This is a genomic window from Paracoccus sp. SCN 68-21 (assembly GCF_001724535.1).
In the GTDB taxonomy this organism is placed as follows: Bacteria; Pseudomonadota; Alphaproteobacteria; order Rhodobacterales; family Rhodobacteraceae; genus Paracoccus; species Paracoccus hibiscisoli.
Window position 1 is genome coordinate 1 of the sequence record NZ_MEES01000022.1, and the last position, 21,888, is coordinate 21,888.

The 21,888-nt window shown below is 69.3% G+C and carries 25 protein-coding genes; 16 read left to right on the forward strand and 9 right to left on the reverse strand.

The features are described 5' to 3' along the window. On the reverse strand, window positions 1-1,513 hold a 1,513-nt coding region (locus ABS73_RS08870; protein ID WP_286693434.1), incomplete at its 3' end, for an AAA family ATPase. Window positions 1,514-1,635: 122 nt separating this feature from the next. Here ABS73_RS08870 and ABS73_RS08875 point away from each other — a divergent pair. Next, a complete protein-coding gene (locus ABS73_RS08875) occupies window positions 1,636-2,016 on the forward strand; it encodes a CidA/LrgA family protein (RefSeq protein WP_136855369.1) in 381 nt (126 codons plus the stop codon). Beyond that, the gene (locus ABS73_RS08880) at window positions 2,009-2,728 is read left to right on the forward strand and encodes an LrgB family protein (protein WP_277024347.1); all 720 of its coding nucleotides are present in this window, start codon (window positions 2,009-2,011) and stop codon (window positions 2,726-2,728) included. Before ABS73_RS08875 ends, ABS73_RS08880 begins: the two co-directional genes overlap by 8 nt. A 28-nt stretch (window positions 2,729-2,756) precedes the next feature. Here the strand turns inward: ABS73_RS08880 and mog are convergent, their stop codons facing one another. Next, window positions 2,757-3,293, reverse strand: coding sequence for a molybdopterin adenylyltransferase (gene mog, locus ABS73_RS08885; protein WP_277024349.1), 537 nt, complete (start codon window positions 3,291-3,293; stop codon window positions 2,757-2,759). Then, window positions 3,290-4,519: an argininosuccinate synthase gene (locus ABS73_RS08890; protein ID WP_277024353.1), complete on the reverse strand. Its 1,230-nt coding sequence runs from the start codon at window positions 4,517-4,519 to the stop codon at window positions 3,290-3,292. The genes mog and ABS73_RS08890 overlap by 4 nt, the downstream gene beginning before the upstream one ends. A gap of 105 nt (window positions 4,520-4,624) precedes the next feature. On the opposite strand from ABS73_RS08890, the gene ABS73_RS08895 reads away from it, so the two are divergent. After that, window positions 4,625-5,353 (forward strand): hypothetical protein, encoded by a 729-nt coding sequence (locus ABS73_RS08895; protein WP_286693435.1) that lies wholly within the window; start codon window positions 4,625-4,627, stop codon window positions 5,351-5,353. A gap of 39 nt (window positions 5,354-5,392) precedes the next feature. Next, window positions 5,393-6,634 (forward strand): threonine ammonia-lyase IlvA, encoded by a 1,242-nt coding sequence (ilvA, locus tag ABS73_RS08900; protein ID WP_277024359.1) that lies wholly within the window; start codon window positions 5,393-5,395, stop codon window positions 6,632-6,634. Here ilvA and ABS73_RS08905 read toward each other — a convergent pair whose 3' ends face one another. Then, complete coding sequence (locus ABS73_RS08905; RefSeq protein WP_277024361.1) at window positions 6,635-6,994, reverse strand: Hpt domain-containing protein; 360 nt, start codon at window positions 6,992-6,994, stop codon at window positions 6,635-6,637. A gap of 118 nt (window positions 6,995-7,112) precedes the next feature. Here ABS73_RS08905 and ABS73_RS08910 point away from each other — a divergent pair, with 118 nt between their 5' ends. Next, on the forward strand, window positions 7,113-8,399 hold the full coding sequence (locus tag ABS73_RS08910) for a PP2C family protein-serine/threonine phosphatase (RefSeq protein ID WP_277024362.1): 1,287 nt from the start codon (window positions 7,113-7,115) through the stop codon (window positions 8,397-8,399). Here ABS73_RS08910 and ABS73_RS08915 read toward each other — a convergent pair. Then, on the reverse strand, window positions 8,396-8,839 hold the full coding sequence (locus tag ABS73_RS08915) for an NUDIX domain-containing protein (RefSeq protein WP_277024365.1): 444 nt from the start codon (window positions 8,837-8,839) through the stop codon (window positions 8,396-8,398). The genes ABS73_RS08910 and ABS73_RS08915 overlap by 4 nt on opposite strands. Before the next feature lie 165 nt (window positions 8,840-9,004). Here ABS73_RS08915 and hslO point away from each other — a divergent pair, with 165 nt between their 5' ends. The 6 genes from hslO to ABS73_RS08945 all read left to right on the forward strand — a co-directional run bounded on the left by hslO (window position 9,005) and on the right by ABS73_RS08945 (window position 15,397). Then, on the forward strand, window positions 9,005-10,027 hold the full coding sequence (gene hslO, locus ABS73_RS08920; RefSeq protein WP_277024367.1) for an Hsp33 family molecular chaperone HslO: 1,023 nt from the start codon (window positions 9,005-9,007) through the stop codon (window positions 10,025-10,027). Next, window positions 10,024-10,608 carry an NUDIX hydrolase gene (locus ABS73_RS08925; protein WP_277024370.1) on the forward strand — a complete coding sequence of 195 codons (585 nt, stop codon included), beginning with the start codon at window positions 10,024-10,026 and terminating at the stop codon, window positions 10,606-10,608. Before hslO ends, ABS73_RS08925 begins: the two co-directional genes overlap by 4 nt. Continuing rightward, the gene (locus ABS73_RS08930; protein ID WP_277024373.1) at window positions 10,605-11,750 is read left to right on the forward strand and encodes a CCA tRNA nucleotidyltransferase; all 1,146 of its coding nucleotides are present in this window, start codon (window positions 10,605-10,607) and stop codon (window positions 11,748-11,750) included. Before ABS73_RS08925 ends, ABS73_RS08930 begins: the two co-directional genes overlap by 4 nt. Beyond that, window positions 11,747-13,591: an ABC transporter ATP-binding protein gene (locus tag ABS73_RS08935; RefSeq protein ID WP_277024374.1), complete on the forward strand. Its 1,845-nt coding sequence runs from the start codon at window positions 11,747-11,749 to the stop codon at window positions 13,589-13,591. The genes ABS73_RS08930 and ABS73_RS08935 overlap by 4 nt, the downstream gene beginning before the upstream one ends. After that, entirely contained in the window at window positions 13,588-14,811 is a 1,224-nt protein-coding gene (locus ABS73_RS08940; RefSeq protein WP_277024376.1) for a class I SAM-dependent RNA methyltransferase, read from the forward strand. Before ABS73_RS08935 ends, ABS73_RS08940 begins: the two co-directional genes overlap by 4 nt. A gap of 64 nt (window positions 14,812-14,875) precedes the next feature. Further along, window positions 14,876-15,397: a L,D-transpeptidase family protein gene (locus tag ABS73_RS08945; RefSeq protein ID WP_277024378.1), complete on the forward strand. Its 522-nt coding sequence runs from the start codon at window positions 14,876-14,878 to the stop codon at window positions 15,395-15,397. A 38-nt stretch (window positions 15,398-15,435) separates the two neighbouring features. On the opposite strand, the gene dalA is transcribed toward ABS73_RS08945, so the two are convergent. Beyond that, the gene (gene dalA / locus ABS73_RS08950) at window positions 15,436-15,951 is read right to left on the reverse strand and encodes a divisome-associated lipoprotein DalA (RefSeq protein ID WP_277024380.1); all 516 of its coding nucleotides are present in this window, start codon (window positions 15,949-15,951) and stop codon (window positions 15,436-15,438) included. 230 nt (window positions 15,952-16,181) lie between these two features. Here dalA and ABS73_RS08955 point away from each other — a divergent pair, with 230 nt between their 5' ends. Beyond that, window positions 16,182-16,784 carry a L,D-transpeptidase gene (locus tag ABS73_RS08955; RefSeq protein ID WP_277024381.1) on the forward strand — a complete coding sequence of 201 codons (603 nt, stop codon included), beginning with the start codon at window positions 16,182-16,184 and terminating at the stop codon, window positions 16,782-16,784. A gap of 37 nt (window positions 16,785-16,821) precedes the next feature. Here ABS73_RS08955 and hemH read toward each other — a convergent pair whose 3' ends face one another. Both hemH and ABS73_RS08965 read right to left on the reverse strand, forming a co-directional pair. Then, complete coding sequence (hemH, locus tag ABS73_RS08960; RefSeq protein ID WP_277024382.1) at window positions 16,822-17,895, reverse strand: ferrochelatase; 1,074 nt, start codon at window positions 17,893-17,895, stop codon at window positions 16,822-16,824. 2 nt (window positions 17,896-17,897) lie between these two features. Continuing rightward, a complete protein-coding gene (locus ABS73_RS08965) occupies window positions 17,898-18,719 on the reverse strand; it encodes a class I SAM-dependent methyltransferase (RefSeq protein WP_277024384.1) in 822 nt (273 codons plus the stop codon). Here ABS73_RS08965 and ABS73_RS08970 point away from each other — a divergent pair. Genes ABS73_RS08970 through ABS73_RS08985 form a run of 4 tightly spaced genes read left to right on the forward strand, consistent with a single transcriptional unit; the run spans window position 18,718 to window position 21,107 of the window. Continuing rightward, complete coding sequence (locus tag ABS73_RS08970) at window positions 18,718-19,485, forward strand: ComF family protein (protein WP_286693436.1); 768 nt, start codon at window positions 18,718-18,720, stop codon at window positions 19,483-19,485. The two genes, ABS73_RS08965 and ABS73_RS08970, sit on opposite strands and share 2 nt — an antisense overlap. A 26-nt stretch (window positions 19,486-19,511) precedes the next feature. Continuing rightward, window positions 19,512-19,772 (forward strand): glutaredoxin 3, encoded by a 261-nt coding sequence (gene grxC, locus ABS73_RS08975; protein WP_277024535.1) that lies wholly within the window; start codon window positions 19,512-19,514, stop codon window positions 19,770-19,772. Between the two features lie 2 nt (window positions 19,773-19,774). Beyond that, complete coding sequence (locus tag ABS73_RS08980) at window positions 19,775-20,656, forward strand: carbon-nitrogen hydrolase family protein (RefSeq protein ID WP_277024390.1); 882 nt, start codon at window positions 19,775-19,777, stop codon at window positions 20,654-20,656. Next, window positions 20,619-21,107 carry a MarR family winged helix-turn-helix transcriptional regulator gene (locus ABS73_RS08985; RefSeq protein WP_277024392.1) on the forward strand — a complete coding sequence of 163 codons (489 nt, stop codon included), beginning with the start codon at window positions 20,619-20,621 and terminating at the stop codon, window positions 21,105-21,107. Before ABS73_RS08980 ends, ABS73_RS08985 begins: the two co-directional genes overlap by 38 nt. On the opposite strand, the gene ubiG is transcribed toward ABS73_RS08985, so the two are convergent. Further along, on the reverse strand, window positions 21,104-21,844 hold the full coding sequence (gene ubiG / locus ABS73_RS08990; RefSeq protein ID WP_277024395.1) for a bifunctional 2-polyprenyl-6-hydroxyphenol methylase/3-demethylubiquinol 3-O-methyltransferase UbiG: 741 nt from the start codon (window positions 21,842-21,844) through the stop codon (window positions 21,104-21,106). The two genes, ABS73_RS08985 and ubiG, sit on opposite strands and share 4 nt — an antisense overlap. Between the last annotated feature and the right edge of the window lie 44 nt (window positions 21,845-21,888).

Consider the following 21,888-nt stretch of genomic DNA (forward strand, 5'->3'; position numbering starts at 1 on the left):
GTTCGACCAGCCGCTGCAGGGCGGTGCGTTCGGCGGCCAGGGCCCCGGCCTCGCCCTCGGCCTCGGCGCGGGCGGCGCGGGCGGCGGCCTCGCGCGTCTCCAGATCGGCGCGGGCGGATTCGGCGGCGGCCAGCGCATCCTCGGCGGCCTCGACGCGGTCGCGGGCCTGATCCTGGGCGGCATCGGCCTGATCCAGCGCGGCGGCGGCGGCCTCTCCGGCGGCATTGGCGGTGGCCAGCGCCTCTGCGGCCTCGGTCGCGGCGCGGTCGGCGCGGGTGAACATGGCGCGCAGGTCGGTGGCCAGACGCTCAGCCGATTGGTAGCGTGCAGCCAGGCGGGCCGATTCGTCGGTCAGTTCGGTCAGCCGCGCCTCGACCTCGCGCAGCGCCTCAGTCGCGGCATCGGCCAGGGCAGCGGCCTGATCCAGCCGGTCGTCATGGCCCAAGGCGGCCTGCTCCAGCTGGGCCTTCTCCCAGTCCAGCCGGGCGACCACCTCGGCGGCGTCGCGGTTCAGCGCCTCCTCGCGCTCGATGTCGCGGTCCAGCTGGGCGATGCGCCCGGACAGCGCGACGATGGTCTGGGTGGCGCGGGCTTCGGCCTGGTCCAGCGCCTCGGCCTCGGCGGTCAGGCGGCTGACCAGGGCGGCGGCGATCTGCTCCTCCTCGCGCAGCGGCGGCAGGGCGTCGTCGGCCTGCGCGCGGCGCGCCTGAGCGGCAGCGGCTGCCGCCCCCGCATCCGACACCGCGCGCACCGCCTGCGCCAGCGCCTCGACGGCGGCCAGGCGCGCGGCCTCGGCCTCGGACCAGCGGCGCAGCAGCAGCACGCCCTCGGCCAGACGCAGGCTTGCGCCGATCTCGCGGTATTTCGCCGCCGCGCGGGCCTGACGCGCCAAGGTCGCGGCCTGCGCGGACAACTGATCCAGCGTGTCATCGACCCGCAGCAGGTTCGCCTCGGCCCCGTTCAGCTTCAGCTCCGCCTCATGGCGCCGCGCATAAAGGCCCGAGATCCCCGCAGCCTCCTCAAGGATACGACGCCGCGCCTTGGGCTTGGCGCTGATCAGCTCGCTGATCTGGCCTTGCCGGACCAGCGCCGGGCTGTGCGCCCCGGTCGAGGCATCCGCGAACAGCATCTGCACGTCGCGCGCCCGAACGTCCTTGCCGGCGATCTTATAGGCGCTGCCCGCGTCGCGGGTGATGCGGCGGGTAATGTCGAACTGATCGTCGTCGTTAAAGCCCGCAGGCGCCAGCCGGTCGCGATTGTCGACGGTCAGCGACACCTCGGCATGGGCGCGGGCGCTGCGGCGCGTGGTGCCGGCAAAGATCACGTCCTCCATCCCGTCGCCGCGCATGGCGGTGGGGCGGTTCTCGCCCATGACCCATCGCAGGGCCTCCAGCAGGTTGGACTTGCCGCAGCCATTGGGCCCGACCACGCCGGTCAGCCCCTCGCGGATGACCAGATCGGTCGGGTCCACGAAGCTTTTGAAGCCATTCAGGCGAAGGCGGTCAAAGCGCAAGGGTCGGGTCCGGTCTGACAAGGAAACAGGGGGCGATTTTCCATGGGCCGGGGGGGCAAGTCAACCGGAGGACCGCGCCGGCCCCTCTGGCGCGGGACCGGCGCGCGCGATAGTCTGGCGCGATGATCCGCACCCTTGCCCTGATCCTGACCTTCCAGCTGGCCGGAGAGATCACCTCGCGCGGTCTGGGCCTGCCCTTGCCGGGGCCGGTGGTGGGGCTGATCGCGCTGGTTCTGGCCTGCATCCTGCGCCCCGCCTTGGCCGAGGCGATCCGGCCCACGACCACGGGCCTGCTGTCCCATCTGTCGCTGTTTTTCGTGCCCGCGGGCGTGGGGATCGTCGCGCATTGGGACCTGCTGCGCGATCAGGGGCTGGGGCTGGCGGTCGCGCTGATGGGGTCCACGCTGCTGGCCATCGCCGCGGGGGCCTGGGCCTTCACCGCCGTCGCCCGCCTGACCGGATCAGAGGAGCGTGAGGCGCTGAGGGACCAGGGCCGTGAGTGATCCGGTCCTGATCTGGTCCTATCTGGCGCAGGAGCCGCTGCTGTGGCTGACCGCCACGCTGCTGGCCTATCTGGGCGGGGACGCCGTATCGCGGGGATTGGGTCGGGCCAGCTGGGCCAATCCGGTGCTGATCGCGGTGATCCTGCTGGCGGTGCTGCTGGGGCTGACCGGCACGGATTACGCGACCTATTTCGAGGGCGCGCAATTCGTCCATTTCATGCTGGGCCCGGCCACCGTCGCGCTGGCCCTGCCGCTCTATGACAACCTGCCCCGCGTGCGGCGCGCCGCGCTGCCGATGCTGGCGGGGCTGCTGGCGGGGTCCGGGGTGGCGGTCGTGTCGGCCCTCATGATCGCGCGGGGTTTCGGGATCGAGGGGTCGGTGCTGGCGTCGCTGGCGCCGAAATCGACGACCGCGCCGGTGGCCATTGGCATCGCCGAACAGCTGGGCGGACAGCCGACGCTGACCGCCGCGCTGGTGTTGCTGACCGGGATTTTCGGCGCGATTGTGGTGACGCCGCTGCTGAACGCGCTGAAGATCCGCGACTGGCGGGCGCGGGGCTTTGCCGTGGGCGTCGCGGCCCACGGGATCGGCACCGCGCGGGCGTTTCAGGTGAACGCGACGGCGGGCGCGTTTTCGGGCATCGGGATGGGGCTGAACGCGGTGCTGACGGCGATCATCGCACCCGTGGCGCTGCGCCTGATGGGCGGCTGAAGATGGATATTTGAGTGAAGAAGAAGGGTCAGGCGCCCTTTGGCCGGAAGGCTGTGATCCGCGTGGGGTCGGTCTCGATCCGTGCGGCGCCGATCAGGTCCAGGCAATAGGGGACGGCGGCGAAGATCGCGTCCAGGCAGGTCGCGATGGCCGAGGGCTTGCCGGGGATGGTGATGATCAGGCTGCGCCCGCGGATCGCGGCGGTCTGACGCGACAGGATGGCGGTCGGCACCTCGCGCAGGGATGCGCGGCGCATCTCTTCTCCGAAGCCGGGCAGTTCCTTGTCCATGATGTCGGCGACAGCCTCGGGGGTCAGGTCGCGCGGCGCGGGGCCGGTGCCGCCGGTGACCAGGATCAGGTCCGCGCCCCCGTCGGCCAGGTCGCGCAGGGTGGCGGCGACGCTCTCGCGGCCATCGGGGATGATGTGGCGGTCGATGGTCATGGGCGAGGTGATGACACCCCGCAGCCACGCCTCGGCACCGGGGCCACCCTTGTCCTCGTATTCGCCCCGCGACGCGCGATCGCTGACGGTCACGATGGCGATGCGGGCGGCCCCGGCGGTCATTTCGCCACGCGGGCGTTGCGGTTGGCGATCAGCTTGAGGCGCAGCGCGTTCAGGCGGATGAAGCCCGCCGCGTCCTTCTGATCATAGGCGCCGGCGTCGTCCTCGAAGGTCACATGCGCCTCGCTGTAGAGCGAATGATCCGACCAGCGGCCCACGCAGGTCGCCATGCCCTTGTAGAGCTTCAGCCGCACGGTACCGGTCACATGCTCCTGGCTCTTGTCGATCAGGGCCTGCAGCATCTCGCGCTCGGGGGAGAACCAGAAGCCGTTATAGATCAGCTCCGCATAGCGGGGCATGATCGAATCCTTCAGGTGGCCCGCGCCGCTGTCCAGGGTGATCTGCTCAATCCCGCGATGGGCCTCCAAGAGGACCGTGCCGCCCGGCGTCTCATAGATGCCGCGCGACTTCATGCCAACGAAGCGGTTCTCGACAAAGTCCAGACGCCCGATGCCGTGGGCGCCGCCCAGCTCGTTCAGCTTGGTCAGGATCGTGGCGGGCGACATGGCCTCGCCGTTGATCGCGACGGCGTCGCCCTTCTCAAATGTCACCTCGATGAACTCGGGCGTGTCGGGCGCGTCCTCGGGGTTCACGGTGCGCTGATAGACATAGTCGGGCGCGGCCACCGCCGGGTCCTCCAGCGCCTTGCCCTCGGAGGAGGTGTGCAGAAGGTTCGCGTCCACGCTGAACGGCGCCTCGCCGCGCTTGTCCTTGGCGATGGGGATCTGGTTCTTTTCCGCGAACTCGATCAGCTTGGTGCGCGAGGTCAGGTCCCATTCCCGCCAGGGCGCGATGACCTTGATCGACGGGTCCAGCGCATAGGCCGACAGCTCGAACCGGACCTGGTCGTTGCCCTTGCCCGTCGCGCCATGCGCCACCGCATCCGCGCCCGATTCCTGCGCGATCCGCACCAGATGCTGAGAGATCAGCGGGCGCGCGATCGACGTGCCCAGCAGATACAGCCCCTCGTACAGCGCATTGGCCCGGAACATCGGGAAGACGAAATCGCGCACGAATTCCTCGCGCACGTCGATGATGTGGATGTTCTCGGGCGCGATGCCCAGCATCAGCGCCTTTTCGCGCGCGGGCTCCAGCTCCTCGCCCTGGCCCAGATCGGCGGTGAAGGTCACCACCTCGCAGCCATATTCGGTCTGCAGCCATTTCAGGATGATCGAGGTATCAAGCCCCCCCGAATAGGCGAGGACGACTTTTTTCGGCGCGTCGGACATGCGGTTAACCCTTCGTCGAAGTTTCAGCGGGAATACGGCGATTTGCGCGTTGTCACAAGGGTTCGGGGGCGATTAGCGTGGGCGCGATTTCAATCGGGTGATTTGATGCTGGCCTTTCGACTTCTCCGCCACGCGATCCTGCAGCTGATCGGCAACATGGGCGCAGCGCTGACCCTCTCTGTCCTGCCGCTGCTGCTGGCCGCCCTTGGCATCGGCATCGGGGTGGTCGCGCGCCTGGTCCTGGCGGGCGGCAATCTGTCCGGGATCGCGGTCGGCGCGGTGTCACTGGCGATCGTCGCGACCTTCGTGCTGGCCTTCGTCAGCCTGGCCGCCTCCTGGCATCGTCACGTCCTTCTGGAGGAAAGCCCGCAGGTCTTCCGCAGCATCGAAGGCTCCGAGGCGCGCTATTTCGGGGCGGCGGTCAGGATGACCCTCGTCATCGTGCTGATCGTCGTTCTGCCCCTGACCCTCGTCGTGGCCGTGAACGCGTCGCTGAACGGCAGTGTCTACGTCGTCATGCTGGTCAGCCTCATCCTTGGGATCGCCGTGGCCATTATCGGCCTGCGCCTCGGAACAGGGCTGGCCGGAGCGGCCATCGGCGCAGAAAAGCCGCTGACGACCGGCTGGAAGGCCACGGAATCGCATCTGGGCACCCTGCTCGTTCTGGCCGTGTTCAGTCAGCTTCTGCAGACCATCTTCAATCTCGCGTCACAGATCCCCGGCCTTGTGGGGCTGGTGGCCACGCTTCTTGCCGCCTGGCTGGGCGCCCTGCTGTCGCTGTCGCTGATCACGACGCTCTGGGGCCACTTCGTCGAGGGACGTGCGCTGCGCTGACGGCTTGCCAAGGGCCGCGTTTCGCGGCATGGGCGGGGCATGGAAAACTTTGCCGCCGCCGTCCGTCTGGCCGAGGCCGCGCTTCGCGACCTGTTCGAGCCCACGCCCTTGCAACGCAACGACCACCTGTCGGCGAAATACGGCGCCGACATCTGGCTCAAGCGCGAGGACCTGACCCCCGTCCGCAGCTACAAGCTGCGCGGCGCCTTCAACGCGATGCGCAAGCTGGTGGGCGACGGGGCGCCCGCCCATTTCGTCTGCGCCAGCGCGGGCAACCACGCGCAGGGCGTGGCCTTTGCCTGCCGCCATTTCGGCGCGCGCGGCACGATCTTCATGCCGGTCACCACGCCGGGGCAAAAGATCGACAAGACGCGGATGTTCGGCGGCGACGCCATCCGCATCGTGCTGACCGGCGACTATTTCGACCAGACCCTGGCCGCGGCCCAGGCCTTCTGCGCCGATGAGGGCGCGCAGTTCTTGTCGCCCTTCGACGCGCCCGACATCATCGAGGGACAGGCCACCGTGGGCATGGAAATGCTGGCCCAGTTGGGCCGCGCCCCCGATCTGGTCGTGCTGCCCGTGGGCGGCGGCGGTCTGTCGGCGGGCGTGACCAAGCTGCTGGCGACCGAGGCGCCGGACACGCGCTTTGCCTTTGCCGAGCCCCTGGGCGGTGCCAGCCTGCAGGCGGCTCTGCGCGCGGGCGCGCCGGTGGCTCTGCCTGCGGTGGACAGCTTTGTCGACGGGGCGGCGGTCGCGCGCATCGGTGCCCTGCCCTTCGAGGCGCTGTCGCGCTTTTCCGAACATGACGTCTATCTGGCCCCCGAGGACCGCATCTGCCGCACCATGCTGGAGATGCTGAACACCGAGGGTGTCGTGCTGGAACCCGCCGGCGCGCTGGCGCTGGACGTGCTGGGCGATCTGGGCGATCTGTCGGGCAAGACGGTGGTGGCGGTCTGTTCGGGCGGAAATTTCGATTTCGAGCGCCTGCCCGAGGTCAAGGAACGCGCGCAGCGGTTCGCGGGCGTGAAGAAGTATTTCGTTCTGCGCATGCCGCAGCGCCCCGGCGCGCTGCGCGATTTCCTGGAGCTGCTGGGCCCGAACGACGATATCGCGCGGTTCGAATACCTCAAGAAATCGGCCCGCAACTTCGGGTCCGTGCTGATCGGGATTGAAACCTCCGAGCCCGCGAACCTGACCGCGCTGATGGCGCGGCTGGACCAGTCGGGCTTTGCCTATCGCGACATCACCAATGACGGCATCCTGTCCGAGTTGTTGGTCTGATCACGAGGCCCAGGCAGTCTGCGCATTGGGCGGCTCGCCCCCCATCACATGCGGCAGGTCGCGCAGAAACAGCTGCTTGGTCTGTCCGAAGCTGGCGCGCAGGACGGCGGGGCCCAGGGTGAAATGCCCCTCGCGGGCCAGCTGCTCCTCTCCGCGCCGGCATTGCGCGCAGAAATCGGAAAAGCCCAGATTGGCGGCCAGCCCCCGCAGCAGGTGCAGATCCTCGGCCAGGTGCAGGGTCCGGCCATCCAGCGCCGAAAGATGCGCCTCGACCTCGGACAGGATCATGTCGATGATCGGTGCCAGATCGTCCGGCCCCAGCTGGTCGCGCAGTTCGATGACTCGGCTCCAGTCGATCATACCCATACCTTTCGAATCGTTACCATTCCTGTCTAGCCGCTTCGGGTTGCGAAACATTTAATGGCAATGGACAGGGCGGTTTACCCCAAGTTTACGACCCGGCGGCTAAACACATCCCATGACAGCCGCGAATCGCCCCCAGACCAATCCCGCCCCGACCCCGCCCAGCACACGGCGGCTGGTGCTGCTGGTCGATGACAGTGCCTCCCAACGACGCCTGCTGGCCCGGTTGCTGAAACTGGGCGGCTATGAGGTGATCGAAGCCGCGAACGGGGCCGAGGCGCTGGACCTGTGCACCCGCCTGGTGCCGGATCTGGTGCTGTCGGACTGGATGATGCCCGAGATGAGCGGGCTTGAATTCTGCGCCGCCTTCCGAAAGCTGCCGCGCCCGAATTACGGCTATTTCCTGCTGCTGACGTCGAATGCCGATGCCCGCGCCATCACCGAGGGGCTGCAGGCCGGGGCCGACGATTTCCTGACCAAGCCCGTCGCCCCCCAGGAACTGCTGGCCCGCATGGCCGCGGGCGAACGCATCCTGCGCGTCGAGGAGGAGTTGCGTGCCAGCAACACCCAGCTGCGCCACGCCTTGGCCCAGCTGTCGGAAACCCAGGCGGCGATGGAGCGCGACCTGCGCGAGGCGCGCAAGCTGCAGCAGGGGCTGGTCCGCGAACGATCCGGCGTCTTCGGCACCTTCGAGATCAGCCTGCTGCTGCGCCCCGCAGGCCATATCGGCGGCGATCTGGTGGGGTTCTTCCCCATCGGAGAGGATCGCCTGGGCCTCTATGCGCTGGACGTGTCGGGCCATGGGGTGACGGCGGCGCTGCTGACCGCGCAGCTGTCGGTGCACCTTTCGGCCTCGTCCGACCAGAACGTCGCCCTGCGCGGCGCGCAGGACGGGGGCGACGCCGCGGGGCCCAGCGCGCTGGCGCATTTCTTCAACACCATGATGCTGGAGGAGATGAACACCGACACCTATTTTACCATGATCTATGCCGAGCTGAACCACGTCACCGGCCATGTGCGGATGATCCAGGCCGGCCATCCCCATCCTGCCCTGCAGCGCGCTGACGGGCGCGTGACCCATCTGGGCAATGGCGGCATGCCCATCGGTGTTTTCGAACGCCCCATCTTTGACGAGATCGAGGTCACGCTGGAACCGGGCGACCGCCTGTTGATCGCCTCGGACGGCATCACCGAGGCCGCGACCCCCAGCGGCCGACAGCTGGGCTGCGACGGGCTGGAGGCGGTGATGCGCACCAACGCCTTCCTGCACGGCCATTCCTTCCTGGAATCGATGGCCTGGTCGGTATCCGAATATTGCCGTGGTGAACGACAGGACGACATGTCCGCCGTCCTGGTCGAGTTCCGCGCCTCGGGCCAGGTGATCCGCCTGGACGACGGCTAGAGCCGCGCCAGAAACCCGCGCAGCGCCGCCTGCGAGCCGGGATCGACCAGATGCGCCAGCGCCGCGTCCGGGCCCATCCAATGCGCGCTGTGGCCCGGCTCGGACGGCTCCGACAGACGCAGGATCGGGCGTGCGACCCAGATCTGGCAGCGTTTCTCGGCGTGCATGTCGTAATCGGGCATGAAGCAGAACCGCCGATAGCTGCACAGATGCCGCGCGGCACCGATGGTCCAGCCGGTCTCCTCGGCCACCTCGCGGTGGAGCGCGGCCAGCGCATGCTCTCCGGGGTCGATGCCGCCGCCGGGCAGCTGGAATTCCGGCACCGGCGCCTTCTGATGGGTCAGCAGGATGCGCCCATCGCGCCACAGGATCGCATAGGCCCCCGGCCGGCGGCGATAGCGGGGGGCGCTGTGGGGCGGTTGTCCGAAACGCGGGATCATGGGGCATCCTGTCTGGCTGTGCGGTGGTCATAGCGCGGGCGGCTGGCCGGGGAAAGCGGTGGCGGCCCCCGCGTCCCCTGCCCCCTTGGGATCGGCGGAAAATGCCTTATATTGGGCGCAACCGGGCGGGCCATGGCCGCGCCGCTGCCACCTCAAGGATAGATGATGAACAAGATCAACCAGATAGCCTGGGACGATACGGTCCTGCCCTTTCAACTGGACCGCAGCTCGATCCGCGGACGCGTCGTGCGTCTGGACGGGGTGCTGGATCACATCCTGTCGCGCCACGACTATCCGCCCGCCGTCAGCGCTATGGTCGCCGAGATCGCGCTGCTGACCGCGCTGATCGGCCCGACCGTCAAGCTGCGCTGGAAGCTGAGCCTGCAGGTGCGCGGCAACGGCCCGATCCGCACGCTGGCCGCCGACTATTTCGCCCCCGAGGGCGAGGGCAAGCCCGCGCGCATTCGGGCCTGGGCCAGCTTTGACGCCGACCGCCTGGACGCCCGCCCCCCCTTCGAGCAGATCGGAGAGGGCTATTTCGCCATCCTGATCGACCAGGGGCCGGGCAGCACCCCCTATCAGGGCATCACGCCGCTGACGGGCGGGTCGCTGTCGGCCTGCGCGCAGACCTATTTCGCGCAATCCGAACAGCTGCCGACGCGGTTCCAGCTGGCCTCGGGGCAGTCGCGGCTGTCGGGTCAGCCCGCCGAATGGCGCGCGGGCGGCATGATGCTGCAGACCCTGCCCGGCGATCCGGCCCAACCGACCGAGGGCGGCAGCGGCGAGGGCGGCCTGATCGAGGCCGCCGACATCCTGCAGGGCGCCGAATCCGAGAACTGGAACCGTGCCAACATCCTGCTGGACACGGTCGAGACGCTGGAGCTGATCGGCCCCACCGTCGGGCCGACCGACCTGCTGCTGCGCCTGTTCCACGAGGAGACCCCGCGCGTCTTCGACGCCCACAGGGTCGAGTTCGGCTGTTCGTGCAGCAGCGATCGGGTCCGCGGCACGCTGGCCATCTATTCGGCCAAGGACATCGCCCACATGACCACCCCCGAGGGCACCGTGACCGCCGATTGCCAGTTCTGCGGCGCCCATTACGTGTTCGACCCCCAAAGCCTGGGCTTTGAGGCGACCGTCGACCCCGAGGGCAACCCGCTAGACAGCAGCGACAAGGCGGCCGAGTGACCCTCTGGTCACCGGCCCGCCTGCACGAGGCCCTGCACCGGGCATCCGGTCCCAGTTCGGATTACGATCTGAACCCGGATGCCATGCCGCCCGACGCACCCCTGCGCCCGGCGGGCGTGCTGGCTGCATTTCACGCCGATGACGGGCGGCTGGTCCTGACCAAGCGCGCCTCGGGCCTGCGCCACCATCCGGGTCAGATCGCCCTGCCCGGCGGCAAGGTCGATCCGGGCGACACCGACGCCACCGCCGCCGCCCTGCGCGAGGCGCATGAGGAGGTCGGCCTGAATCCCGCCCAGGTCCGCGTTCTGGGCACGCTGCCGCCGCATCGCACCGTCACCGGGTTCTCGGTCACGCCAGTCCTGGCGCTGATCGACGGCCCCTTCGCCCCCACCCCCGAGGCCGGCGAGGTCGAGGAGGCCTTCACCCTGCCCTTTGCCCATGTCGCAGACCCCGCCCGCTATCGGGTGGAGCGGCGGCGCTGGCGCGGCGGCTGGCGCAGCTATCACGCGGCACCCTTCGGGCCCTATTACCTGTGGGGGGCGACCGCGCGCATCCTGCTGGGCCTGGCGCACCGGCTGTGACGCGACTGCCCGACCATATCCTGTCCGACCCCGCGCTGATGCGCGTGCTGGACGCGCTGACCGCGCAGGGCGACCGCGCCCTGCTGGTCGGCGGCGCGGTGCGCAATGCGCTGCTGGGCCAGCCCATCGACGATATCGACATCGCCACCGACGCCCCGCCGCAGCGGACGGTCGCGCTGGCCCGCGCCGCCGGTCTGCGCGCGGTGCCCACGGGCATCGACCACGGCACCGTCACCCTGGTCGCCAGCGGGCGCGGGTTCGAGGTCACGACCTTTCGCCGCGACGTAGAGACCGACGGGCGCCATGCCGTCGTCGCCTTTTCGACCGATCTGGCCGAGGATGCGGCGCGGCGCGATTTCACCATGAACGCGCTTTATGCCGACCGCGACGGGACGGTCATCGACCCGATGGGCGGGCTGCCTGACCTGGCGGCGCGACGGCTGCGCTTTGTGGGTGGCCCCGATGCCCGCATAGCGGAGGATTACCTGCGCATCCTGCGGTTCTTTCGGTTTTTCGCGCGCTATGGCCACCAGGCCGATCCGGCGGCGGTCGCGGCCTGTGCTGTGCATCGCGACGGGCTGTCGCGCATCGCCCGCGAACGCATCGGGGCCGAGCTGAAAAAGCTGCTGGCCGCGCCCGATCCCGGCCCCGCCGTCGGGCTGATGGCGCAGACCGGCGTGCTGGCCGTGCTGCTGCCGGATGCGACGCCCGACCGCCTGGCTGCCCTGCTGGCGGCGGAACCCATGCCCGGCGGCTGGCTGCGCCGTCTGGCTGCGCTGTGCACGGTCACGCCCGACCTGCGCCTGTCGCGCGCCGATCAGCGCGCCCTGAACGCGCTTCAGCGCGCCCGGGGCTGGTCCCTGGACGAGGCCGCGTTCCGCATGGGTGCCGATCTGGCGACCGATCACGCCCTGCTGGTCGCCGCCGACGGCCACCCCCTGCCCGCCGACTGGCAGGCCCGCATCGCGCGCGGCGCCGACGCGCCCCTGCCCATCGCCGCCACCGACCTGGCCCCGCTGCAGGGGCCCGCCCTGGGCCGCGCCCTGAAGGCGGCCGAGGCCGCGTGGATCGCCTCGGCATTTACCCTGCCCGCCCCTGCCCTGATCGACGGGGCCCTCATGGCCGGAAAGGACCCGACATGAGCCTGCACCGCACCTTCGGCCGCATGGTCGATGCGTTTCGCCCCGCCGAGGGCCCGCCCCCCGCCACGCTGATGGCCTTTTTCCGCTGGTGCCTGTCGGGCGCCTGGCGGGGCCTGGGCTTTGCCGCCGTGGCCTCGGCCCTGGGTGGGGTCGCGGATGTCGTCTCGGCGCTGCTGCTGGGGATGGTCGTCGATGCCGTCTCGACCAGCGCGCCGGGGATGTTCTGGGAGGAGAACTGGCGGCTGGTCGCGCTGTTTGCGGGCTTCTTTCTGGTGATCCGCCCGGCGATCTATGGCCTGTCCACGGCCAGCTCCAACGTGATCATCGGGCCGAACATCCTGCCCTTGGTGCTGTCGCGGCTGCATCGCTGGACGATGGGACACGCGGTCACCTTCTTCGACAACGACTTTGCCGGGCGGCTGGCGCAGAAACAGATGCAGACGGCCCGCGCCGTCACCGATGTCGCGTCCGAAATGGTCAACGTCGTGGCCTTTGCGCTGGCCTCGGTTCTGGGATCGGCGGCCTTTCTGCTGGCGGTCGATGGCTGGGGGGCGGTGGCGCTGCTGGTCTGGCTGGGGGCCTATTTCGCGCTGATCCGGTTCTTTCTGCCGCGCATCCGGGCGAAATCGGGGGCGCGCGCCTCGGCCCGCGCCAATGTTACCGGACAGGTCGTCGACACCATCACCAATATCAAGACGGTCAAGCTGTTCGCCCATGCCGATCATGAGGATCAGGCAGCCTTGGGCGCGATGGCGGGCTTTCGCGAACGCGCGCTGGATTTCGGCGTGGTGTCCACCTGGTTCCGCCTGTCGCTGATGATCGTCGCCGGCATCCTGCCTGTGATCCTGGTTGGTGGCGCGATCCTGCTGTGGCGCGAGGGGTCGGCGACCGTGGGCGACGTCGCCGCCAGCGGCGCGATCGCCATGCGGCTGTCGCAGATGACCGGCTGGGTCAGCATGGCCCTGATGGGCATGTGGGGCAGCATCGGAGAGGTCGAGGACGGCATGAAGACCCTGTCCCCGCCGCATGCGCTGACCGACACGGCCGACGCCCGCGCCCTGACCCGCGTGCGGGGTCAGATCACCTTCGATCACGTCGAATTCGCCTATGGGCGCGATGCGGGCGGCATCCGCGACCTGACCCTGTCCATCGCGGCGGGGGAAAAGATCGGCATCGTCGGCGCCTCGGGCGCGGGCAAGACCACGCTGGTCGGGCTGCTGCTGCGGCTCTACGATGTCGAAGCGGGCGCCATCCGCATCGACGGCCATGACCTGCGCGACGTGACGCAGGAAAGCCTGCGCCGCCAGATCGCCATGGTCACGCAGGACACGGCGATGTTCAACCGCTCGGCCCGCGACAACATCCTGTATGGACGCCCCGATGCGACACAGGATGATGTCATTGCCGCCGCCCGCGCCGCCGAGGCGCATGAGTTCATCCTGACGCTGGAGGATTACGCGGGCCGCACCGGCTATGACGCGCATCTGGGCGAACGCGGGGTCAAGCTTTCGGGCGGCCAGCGCCAGCGCATCGCCCTGGCCCGCGCGTTCCTCAAGGATGCGCCGATCCTGGTCCTGGACGAGGCGACAAGCGCCTTGGACAGCGAGGTCGAGGCCCAGGTCCAGGACGCCCTGACCCGCGCCATGCAGGGCAAGACGGTGCTGGCCATCGCCCACCGCCTGTCCACCATCGCCGAGCTGGACCGCATCCTTGTGATCGAGGACGGGCGCATCGTCGAACAGGGCGGCCATGACGCGCTGCTGGCCCGAGGCGGCCGCTATGCCCGCTACTGGAACCGCCAGTCGGGCGGGTTCCTGGGCACCGAGGAGGCCGCCGAATGACGCAGTGGCTGATCGAGCGGCTTGGTCGCAAGGGCGACGGCGTGGCCCTGTCCGGGGACGCCCGCGCGCTGGCCCCCCTGGTCCTGCCCGGAGAGGTGATCGAGGGCGAGGCCGAAACCGGCCGCATCGCCGCCCCGCGCATCGTCACCCCGTCCCCGGACCGCATCCGGCCCCTCTGCGCGCATTACCGCGCCTGCGGGGGCTGTTCGCTGATGCATGCGACGGACGCCTTCACCACCGCCTGGAAGACCCAGGTGGTGGTGACCGCCCTGGCCGCGCAGGGCATCGCGGCACCTGTGCCGCAGGTGCATGTCTCGCCCCTCGGCAGCCGCCGCCGGGCGGTGCTGTCGGGTCGGCGCACGAAAAAGGGCGCAACGGTGGGTTTTCACGGCCGCGCGTCCGAGGTGATCGTCGATCTGGCCGAATGCCATGTGCTGCGCCCACAGATCGTGGCCGCCCTGCCGCTGCTGCGACGCATCGTGGCGGCGGGCGCGTCGCGGGCGGCAGAACTGTCGCTGGTGGTCATCCACGGCCCCGCCGGGCTGGACGTGGCCGTGCGCGGCGGCAAGCCGATGGAGCCCGCGCTGTTCGCCACCCTGGCCACCCTGGCCGAGGAAGGCGATCTGGCGCGGCTGGACTGGGACGGCCAGGCCATCACCCGCCGCGCCCCGGCCCTGCCGATGGGGCGCGCCCAGGTCGTGCCGCCGCCGGGCGCCTTCCTGCAGGCGACGGAACAGGGTCAGGCGGCGCTGCTGGCGGCGGTGCGCGCGGCGCTGGCGGGGGCCACGCGGGTCGCGGACCTGTTCGCGGGCTGCGGGACATTCGCGCTGCCCCTGGCGGAACGCGCCGCCATCCACGCGGTCGAGGGGCTGGCTGCGCCTCTGGCCGCGCTTGATTCGGCCTGGCGCGCCACCCCCGGCCTGAACCGCATCACGACCGAGGTCCGCGACCTGGCGCGGCGCCCGCTGATGCCCGACGAGCTGTCACGCTTTGACGCAATCGTGATCGACCCGCCGCGCGCCGGTGCCGAGGCGCAGATGCGTCACTTGGCCGCAACGCGGGTTCCGGCGGTGGCCGCCGTGTCCTGCGACCCGGTCAGTTTTGCCAAGGATGCGCGGATTCTGGCCGATGCGGGCTATCGAATCGACCGGCTCTGGATCGCCGATCAGTTCCGGTTTTCGCCGCATGTCGAAATGGTGGCGGCGTTAACGCCCGGCTAGGCAGGGCCGTGCTATCCGTGATATTCCGGGATCACAAATAATGAAAAACACTTCAGAGGCAGTGATGAGCAAAACGACCCGTCGGACGTTCACGATTTCTATGCTGGCCTTGCTGGCTGCCTGTGGACGCCCGCAGCAGACCAACAAGTTCCAGCGCTATTCCGGCCCGCCGATCACCCAGATCCAGGTCAACAAGGGCCAGCGCCGCATGCACCTGTTCAGCGGCAGCACCGTGGTGCGGTCCTATGACATCAGCCTGGGCAACCAGCCGGTCGGCCACAAGCAGTTCGAAGGCGACGGCAAAACGCCCGAAGGCATCTATCACATCGACCGCTTCAACCCGCGCAGCGCGTTCCACCTGTCGGTCGGCATCTCGTATCCCAACCCCAACGACCGGGCCTTTGCGGAATCGCTCGGGCGCAACCCGGGCGGCGATATCTTCATCCACGGGCGCGGCCCGCAAGGCAATCACCTGTTCCCGCAGGCCCGCGACTGGACGGCCGGCTGCATCGCCGTGACGGATGAAGAGATCCAGGAGATCTATGCCATGCTGCAGCCGCGCACGCCCGTGGTCATCTATCCCTGAAAAGGCGGTCGGGCGGGCCCTTGCGCCCGCCCCTTGTTTCAGCTGCCGGTCAGCAGCGTCCACCAGATCTTGCCCGACGGCTCGGTGAACCAGGCAAAGCCCAGTTGGGTCGCCGTGGGGTCCATGATTACGTCACGTGTGTCGCGGGTGGACATCCAAGCAGCCAATGTCTGCATGTCGTTCTCATAGCTCTCGGAGATGTTCTCTCCGATGATCACGCCCGAGAAACCCTGCCGCCGCGCGCGGTCCAGGGGCGACGATCCGTCCGACCCCCAATGCCAGGCCCGATTCTGCGCCGACATGTCGCGCGCATGCGCCATGGCCGCGGCCTCCAGCTGAGGGTTGGGCATCAGCGCCGCGGCGCCGATATTGGCACGCAGGGTGTTGATCTGCTGCAACACGCGTCCGGCAATCGCGGCATTGTCCTCGACCGCGGGGGCCATGGCCTGGGTGGGGTCCATGGGGGCGGGCATCGGCATTTGCGCTAGGTTGCGCGGCCCGCACGCCCCCAGCACCATCAGCCCCAGAATCGCAAGCGCGTTGATTTTCTTCATGTTCCGGCACACTCCTCGCGCATATGTCCCAGTCCTATCCAAGGTGGGGGACGGGTTCAAACGCAACTTGGCGTGATCGCCGCGCTTGGCGGGCGGGTGGTGCCCGATCGACGGATTGAATTGCCGCAACACCGGGGCCGGGCTATATTTCCGACCATGCCGCCCGCTGCGGCGCCTCCCCCTGCAGACCGCCCCGCAAGAGCGGTGATCCGAACGAAGGACATGAGTCGATGAGCACGTCGTCTGCTTTCAATCGTCGGGCCTTTCTGGGCTCGGCCGCGGCCCTGGGAGCCGCAACCCTCGCCCTGCCCGCCCTGGGACAGGAGATCGACCCCGCCACCGGCGCACCGGTCGCCACCGGCCCCGCGCCCCAGCACAACATCTCCAGCTTTCGCGGCCAGGACTGGCGGCCGCATTTCCCGAACCTGACCAATGGCGCGATCCTGTGCGACCTGACCTCGCGCGCGGTCCACTACTGGTCCGAGGACGGCAACACCTATCGCGTCTATCCCAGCTCGATCCCGGTCAGCGAGGATCTGGTCCGCACCGGCCGGACCGAGATCATCCGCAAGGTCGACGGCCCCTCCTGGGCGCCGACCCCCGCGATGCGCGAACGCAACCCGGAATGGCCCGCCTTTGTGCCGCCAGGACCGGACAATCCGATGGGCACCCATGCGCTGTGGCTGACCTGGCAATATTACCGCATTCACGGCACGCATGACACGCGCAAGATCGGGCGCCGGTCGTCCAACGGCTGCATCGGCCTGTACAACGAACACATCGCCGAGCTGTACAACTTCACCAAGCTGGGCACCCAGGTCCTGGTGCTGTGACGCGGGCAGGCCCCCCTTGCGGGGGGCCGCCAATGCCTCAGGCGGGGTGGACCCAGCCGCCGATATTCTCGCGGATCACCTCCAGCATGACCCGGATATGGGCCGGGTCGTCGTTCAGGCAGGGGATGTACTGGAACTCGTGGCCGCCGGCCTCCTCGAAGGCCTCCTTGATCTCGCCGTTGATCTCCTCCAGCGTCTCGATGCAATCGGACGAGAAGGCGGGCGAAATCACCGCGATGTCGGTATGGCCCTGCTTGGCCAGCTCGGCCACGTGTTCGACCGTATAGGGGCGCAGCCATTCCTCGCGGCCGAAGACCGACTGGAACGTGGTGTCGATGATCCCCTCGGGCCAGCCCAGCTCCTCGCGCAGCAGGCGCGACGTCTTCTGGCACTGGCAATGATAGGGGTCGCCCTGCATCAGATAGCGTTTCGGCATGCCATGATAGCTGGCGACCAGCTTTTTCGGCACCTTGCCGTTCAGCGCGCGGCGCACGCTGTCGGCCAGCGCCTTGATATAGTCGGGGCGGTTCACATAGGGCTCGACCGTGCGGATGGCGGGCTGCCAGGTCTCCTCCATCATCACGCGGAACAGCTGGTCGTTGGCCGTGGCCGAGGTCGGCCCCGCATATTGCGGATAAAGCGGCAGGAACACGATGCGCCGGCACCCCGCCTCGACCATGCGCCGGACCACGTCCTTGGTCGACGGATTGCCATAGCGCATGCAGAAATCGACCATGACCTGGTCGCCCCATTCGTCATGGGCCATCTGGGCCAGGGCTTTGGTCTGGGCCTTGGTGATCGTCAGCAGCGGGCTTTCATCGGCCTCGTGGTTCCAGATCAGCTTGTAATTTGCGCCCGAGGTGAAGGGCCGCCGGGTCAGGATCACCAGCTGCAGCAGCGGCTGCCAGATCAGGCGGTTGATGTCGACGACGCGGCGGTCCGACAGGAATTCGTTCAGATAGCGACGCATCGACCAATAGTCATAACCGTCCGGCGTGCCCAGATTGGCGATCAGGATGCCGGTCTTGGCAGGCATGATTGCCGGATGGTCGGGGGCCGCATGGGTCGGGACCTTGGCAGCCGCAGGGGCGGGGACGTCAGAGCTGTGCATCATCATTTCCTGAGTTTGGCCAGGGCGTCGGCCAGGGATGTCGTGGCCGAGCCGGGTCGCAAGGGCTTGGGCTGGCTGTCGGACGGCGCCCAGCCCGTCAGAAAGACCAGATCGAAGGTGACCGCAACACGGGACGGATCGTCGCGGTCGGGGCTGTGGGCGGCCAGCAGTTCTATGGCGCGGGCCAGAACGGCGCGCGGCAGGGGGCGGCGCGCGCGCGCGGCCATCGCATTGCCCTCGCCCATGGCGCGCAGGTCGCGGCCCAGATGCGCCAGGTCGCGATAGCTGGCGCGCTGATGCAGCAGATCCGCCACCGGCAGGGCCAGCCCGGCGCGACCCAGCAGACCGCCCAGATCGCGGATCTCGCCCATGGGCAGGATGCGCGGGGACAGGCCGCCGGTGATCTCGGCCTCGGCCTGGGCCAGGGCGGCGCGGGGCTCGGCCAGGGTCTGGCCGCCGAACATCACGCCGATGAACAGCCCGTCGGGGGTCAGCGCGCGGCGGCACTGCACCATCTGCCCCACCGGATCGTCGGCCCAATGCAGCGACAGGGCGTGGATCACCAGGTCATGCGCACCGGGCTCCAGGTCCAGCACCGGATCATCGGCCACCACCCGCGCGTCGGGAAAGCGCGGCCCCCAGAGGTCGGGAAAACCGGTCACCAAGGCGGGCGCCGTAAAGGTTCTATTAACCTCGGCCAGCCTATCCTGCACCTCGTCGGCGGCGATCTGGTGGAACAGGTCGACGATGCCCTGACGCGCGGCGCGGCGACGCTGTCGGGTCAGGGCGATGCGGTCGGTCAGGGCGGGGCGGGGGTCACTCATGGGACTGGAACATAGGGTGCTTTCGGGCGCGATGAAAGCGGCGCTGCGGCTGCTTTATCCGCCGCAATGCCTGTCCTGCGGCGCAGGCGTGGCCGATGGCGGCGCGGGCGCCGTGCATCTCTGCGCCGATTGCTGGCCCGATGCGGCCTTCATCACCGGCGCCTGCTGCGATTGCTGCGGGGCGCCGCTGCCCGATGACGGGTCGGGGGCCGCGCAGGTGCTGGTCTGTGACGACTGCCTGGGCGCGGTCAGGCCCTGGTCGCGGGGGCGCGCGGCGCTGGTCTATGGCGGCACGGCGCGCCGGCTGATCCTGGCGCTGAAGCATGGCGACCGGCTGGATCTGGCCCCGCCCATGGCCGCCTGGCTGGCGCGGGCGGCGGCGCCGCTGGCCGTGCCCGGCATGATCGTGGCGCCGGTGCCCCTTCATCTACGCCGCCTGGCAAAGCGCAAATACAACCAGTCGGCGCAGATCTCGGGCCGCGTCGCGCGCGCCCTGGGGCTGGACCACCAGTCGGACCTGCTGGTGCGGCTGCGCCACACGCCCGCGCAGGATCATCGCGGCGTGGCGGACCGCTTCGCCAACCAGCAGGACGCGCTGGCCGTGCATCCGCGCCGGGCGGCGGGGCTGGCGGGGCGGCCGGTGATGCTGGTCGATGACGTGATGGCGTCGGGGGCCACGATCCACGCGGCGGCACTGGCGCTGCTGGCGGCCGGATCGGGGCCGGTTTCGGTCGCGGTGCTGGCACGCGCGGTCAAGGATACCTAGATAGGAGGGCAGCCACCAAAAGGACCATCATGACCATCGAGATCTATACCACCCGCACCTGCCCCTTCTGCATCCGCGCCAAGCAGCTGCTGGACCAGAAGGGCGCCTCCTATACCGAAATCGACGTGGGCGCAGACCCGGCCCTGCGCGACAAGATGACGAAACGGGCGGGCAAGCGCTCGGTCCCGCAGATCTTCGTGGGCGCCACCCATGTCGGCGGCTGCGACGACCTCTATGCGCTGGAGCGTTCGGGCAAGCTGGACCCGCTGCTGAAAGGCGCCGCCTGATCATGCGCGTGGGGCTGGTCCAGCTGTCGGTCGGCGACGACCCGGCCGCGAATCTGGGCCCCACGACCGAGCTGATCCGCCAGGCCGCAGGCCAGGGCGCGCAGCTGGTCCTGACGCCCGAGGCCACGAACCTGCTGTCGCCCGACCGTGCGCGCCAGGCCGCCCTGCTGCGCCCGGAGGCCGACGACTTGACCCTGGCCGCCCTGCGGGCCGAGGCGCGGGCGCTGGACATCTGGCTGCTGGTCGGTTCGCTGGCGCTGGCCACGGGCGATGCGGACGGGCGGTTCGCGAATCGCAGCCTGCTGATCGCGCCCGACGGCCGCATCGCCGCGCGCTATGACAAGCTGCACATGTTCGACGTGACCATCAGCGACAGCGAATCCTATCGCGAAAGCGCCGCCTATCGCCCCGGCGACCGGGCGGTCATCGCCCCCGCAGCCGGCACGGTGCTGGGCCTCACGATCTGCTATGACCTGCGGTTCCCGCATCTGTACCGGACCTTGGCGCAGGCGGGCGCGCGGGTGCTGTCCGTGCCCTCGGCCTTCAACCCGGTCACGGGCGCCGCCCATTGGGAGACCCTGCTGCGCGCCCGCGCGATCGAGACGGGCTGCTTTGTGCTGGCCCCCGCCCAATGTGGCACCCACCCCGCGCCCCACAGCCCCGACCGGCCCGCGCGGCGCAGCCACGGCTATTCGCTGGTCATCGACCCTTGGGGCCGGGTGCTGGCCGATGGCGGGGACCAGCCCGGCATCACCATTGTTTCTCTTGACCTTTCGGCGGTGGATGAGGCACGGTCCCACATCCCTTCCCTTTCCCATGACAGGCCCTTTGCGGCCCCGGACGGCCATGACGACACCCACCAGCACCCCCGACAAGACGGCTGAGGCCCGGTCCACCGACCGCCTGGCCGCCAGCCTGTTCGCCGAGGTGCTGATCGCCGACCAGCTGTCGCGCAACCTGATCCTGCGGGCGCTGCCCAAGGGGATGCAGATCTCGCATTTCTCGGTGCTGAACCTTCTGGCCCATGTGAACGAGGAACGCACCCCGGCGCAGCTGGCCGCGGCCTTTCACGTCACGCGCGGCGCCATGACCAACACGCTGGCGCGGCTGGACTGGGCGGGCCATGTCCACATCCGCCCCGATTGGGACGATGCGCGGCGGAAATTCGTGTCGATCAGCACGGCGGGACGGGCAGCGCGCGATCAGGCCATCGCGGCGTTCATGCCGCTGATCGCGGGCGTTGTGCGCGACATCGGCGCGGAACGGGTGCGGGGCGCCCTGCCCGTCCTGCGCGAATTGCGCCTGCGGTTGGAGGCGGACCCGCCGAAACCCTAACCCCGCCGCGCCGTCATGATGTAATTCACCGCCAGATCACGATCCGAGATCGACCAGCCGAAGGTGATCGGGTTGAACACCATCCCCTTGCGGTCCACGACCATCAGCCCCGCCGCCTGCGCCTGCGCGGCCAGCTCGTCCGGGGTGATGAAGCGCCGCCAGTCATGCGTGCCGCGCGGCAGCCAGCGCATGATCCATTCCGCTCCGATGATCGCAGCACCGAAACTGCGCGCGGTGCGGTTCAGCGTCGACAGGATCAGCAACCCCCCGGGCCGCAGCAGGTCGTGGCAGGTCGCGACAAAGGCCGCGGGGTCGGCGACATGCTCCACGATCTCCAGCGCCAGCACCACGTCGAACCGTTCGCCCGCCGCGACCAGCGCCTCGGCAGTGGTTGCGCGGTAATCGATCGTCAGCCTCTGCTGATCGGCATGGGCCTGCGCCACGCCGATGTTCACCTGGGTCGCATCCGCGCCCACCATGTCGGCACCCAACCGGGCCATGGGTTCGCTGACCAGCCCGCCGCCGCAGCCGATATCCAGCACCCGCAGCCCGTCGAAGGGCCGCAGGCTGCGCCGGTCGCGCCCGTATTCGGCGGCGATCTGGTCCGCGATGTAATCCAGCCGCAGCGGGTTCATCAGGTGCAGGGGGCGGAATTTGCCGTTGGGGTCCCACCATTCGGCGGCCATCGCCTCGAACTTCGCGATCTCGGCCTGGTCGATGCTGCTGGGGGTGCTCATTCGGGGGCGGTCCTTCTGGCGGGCGGCGTAGACTGTGCTTATAG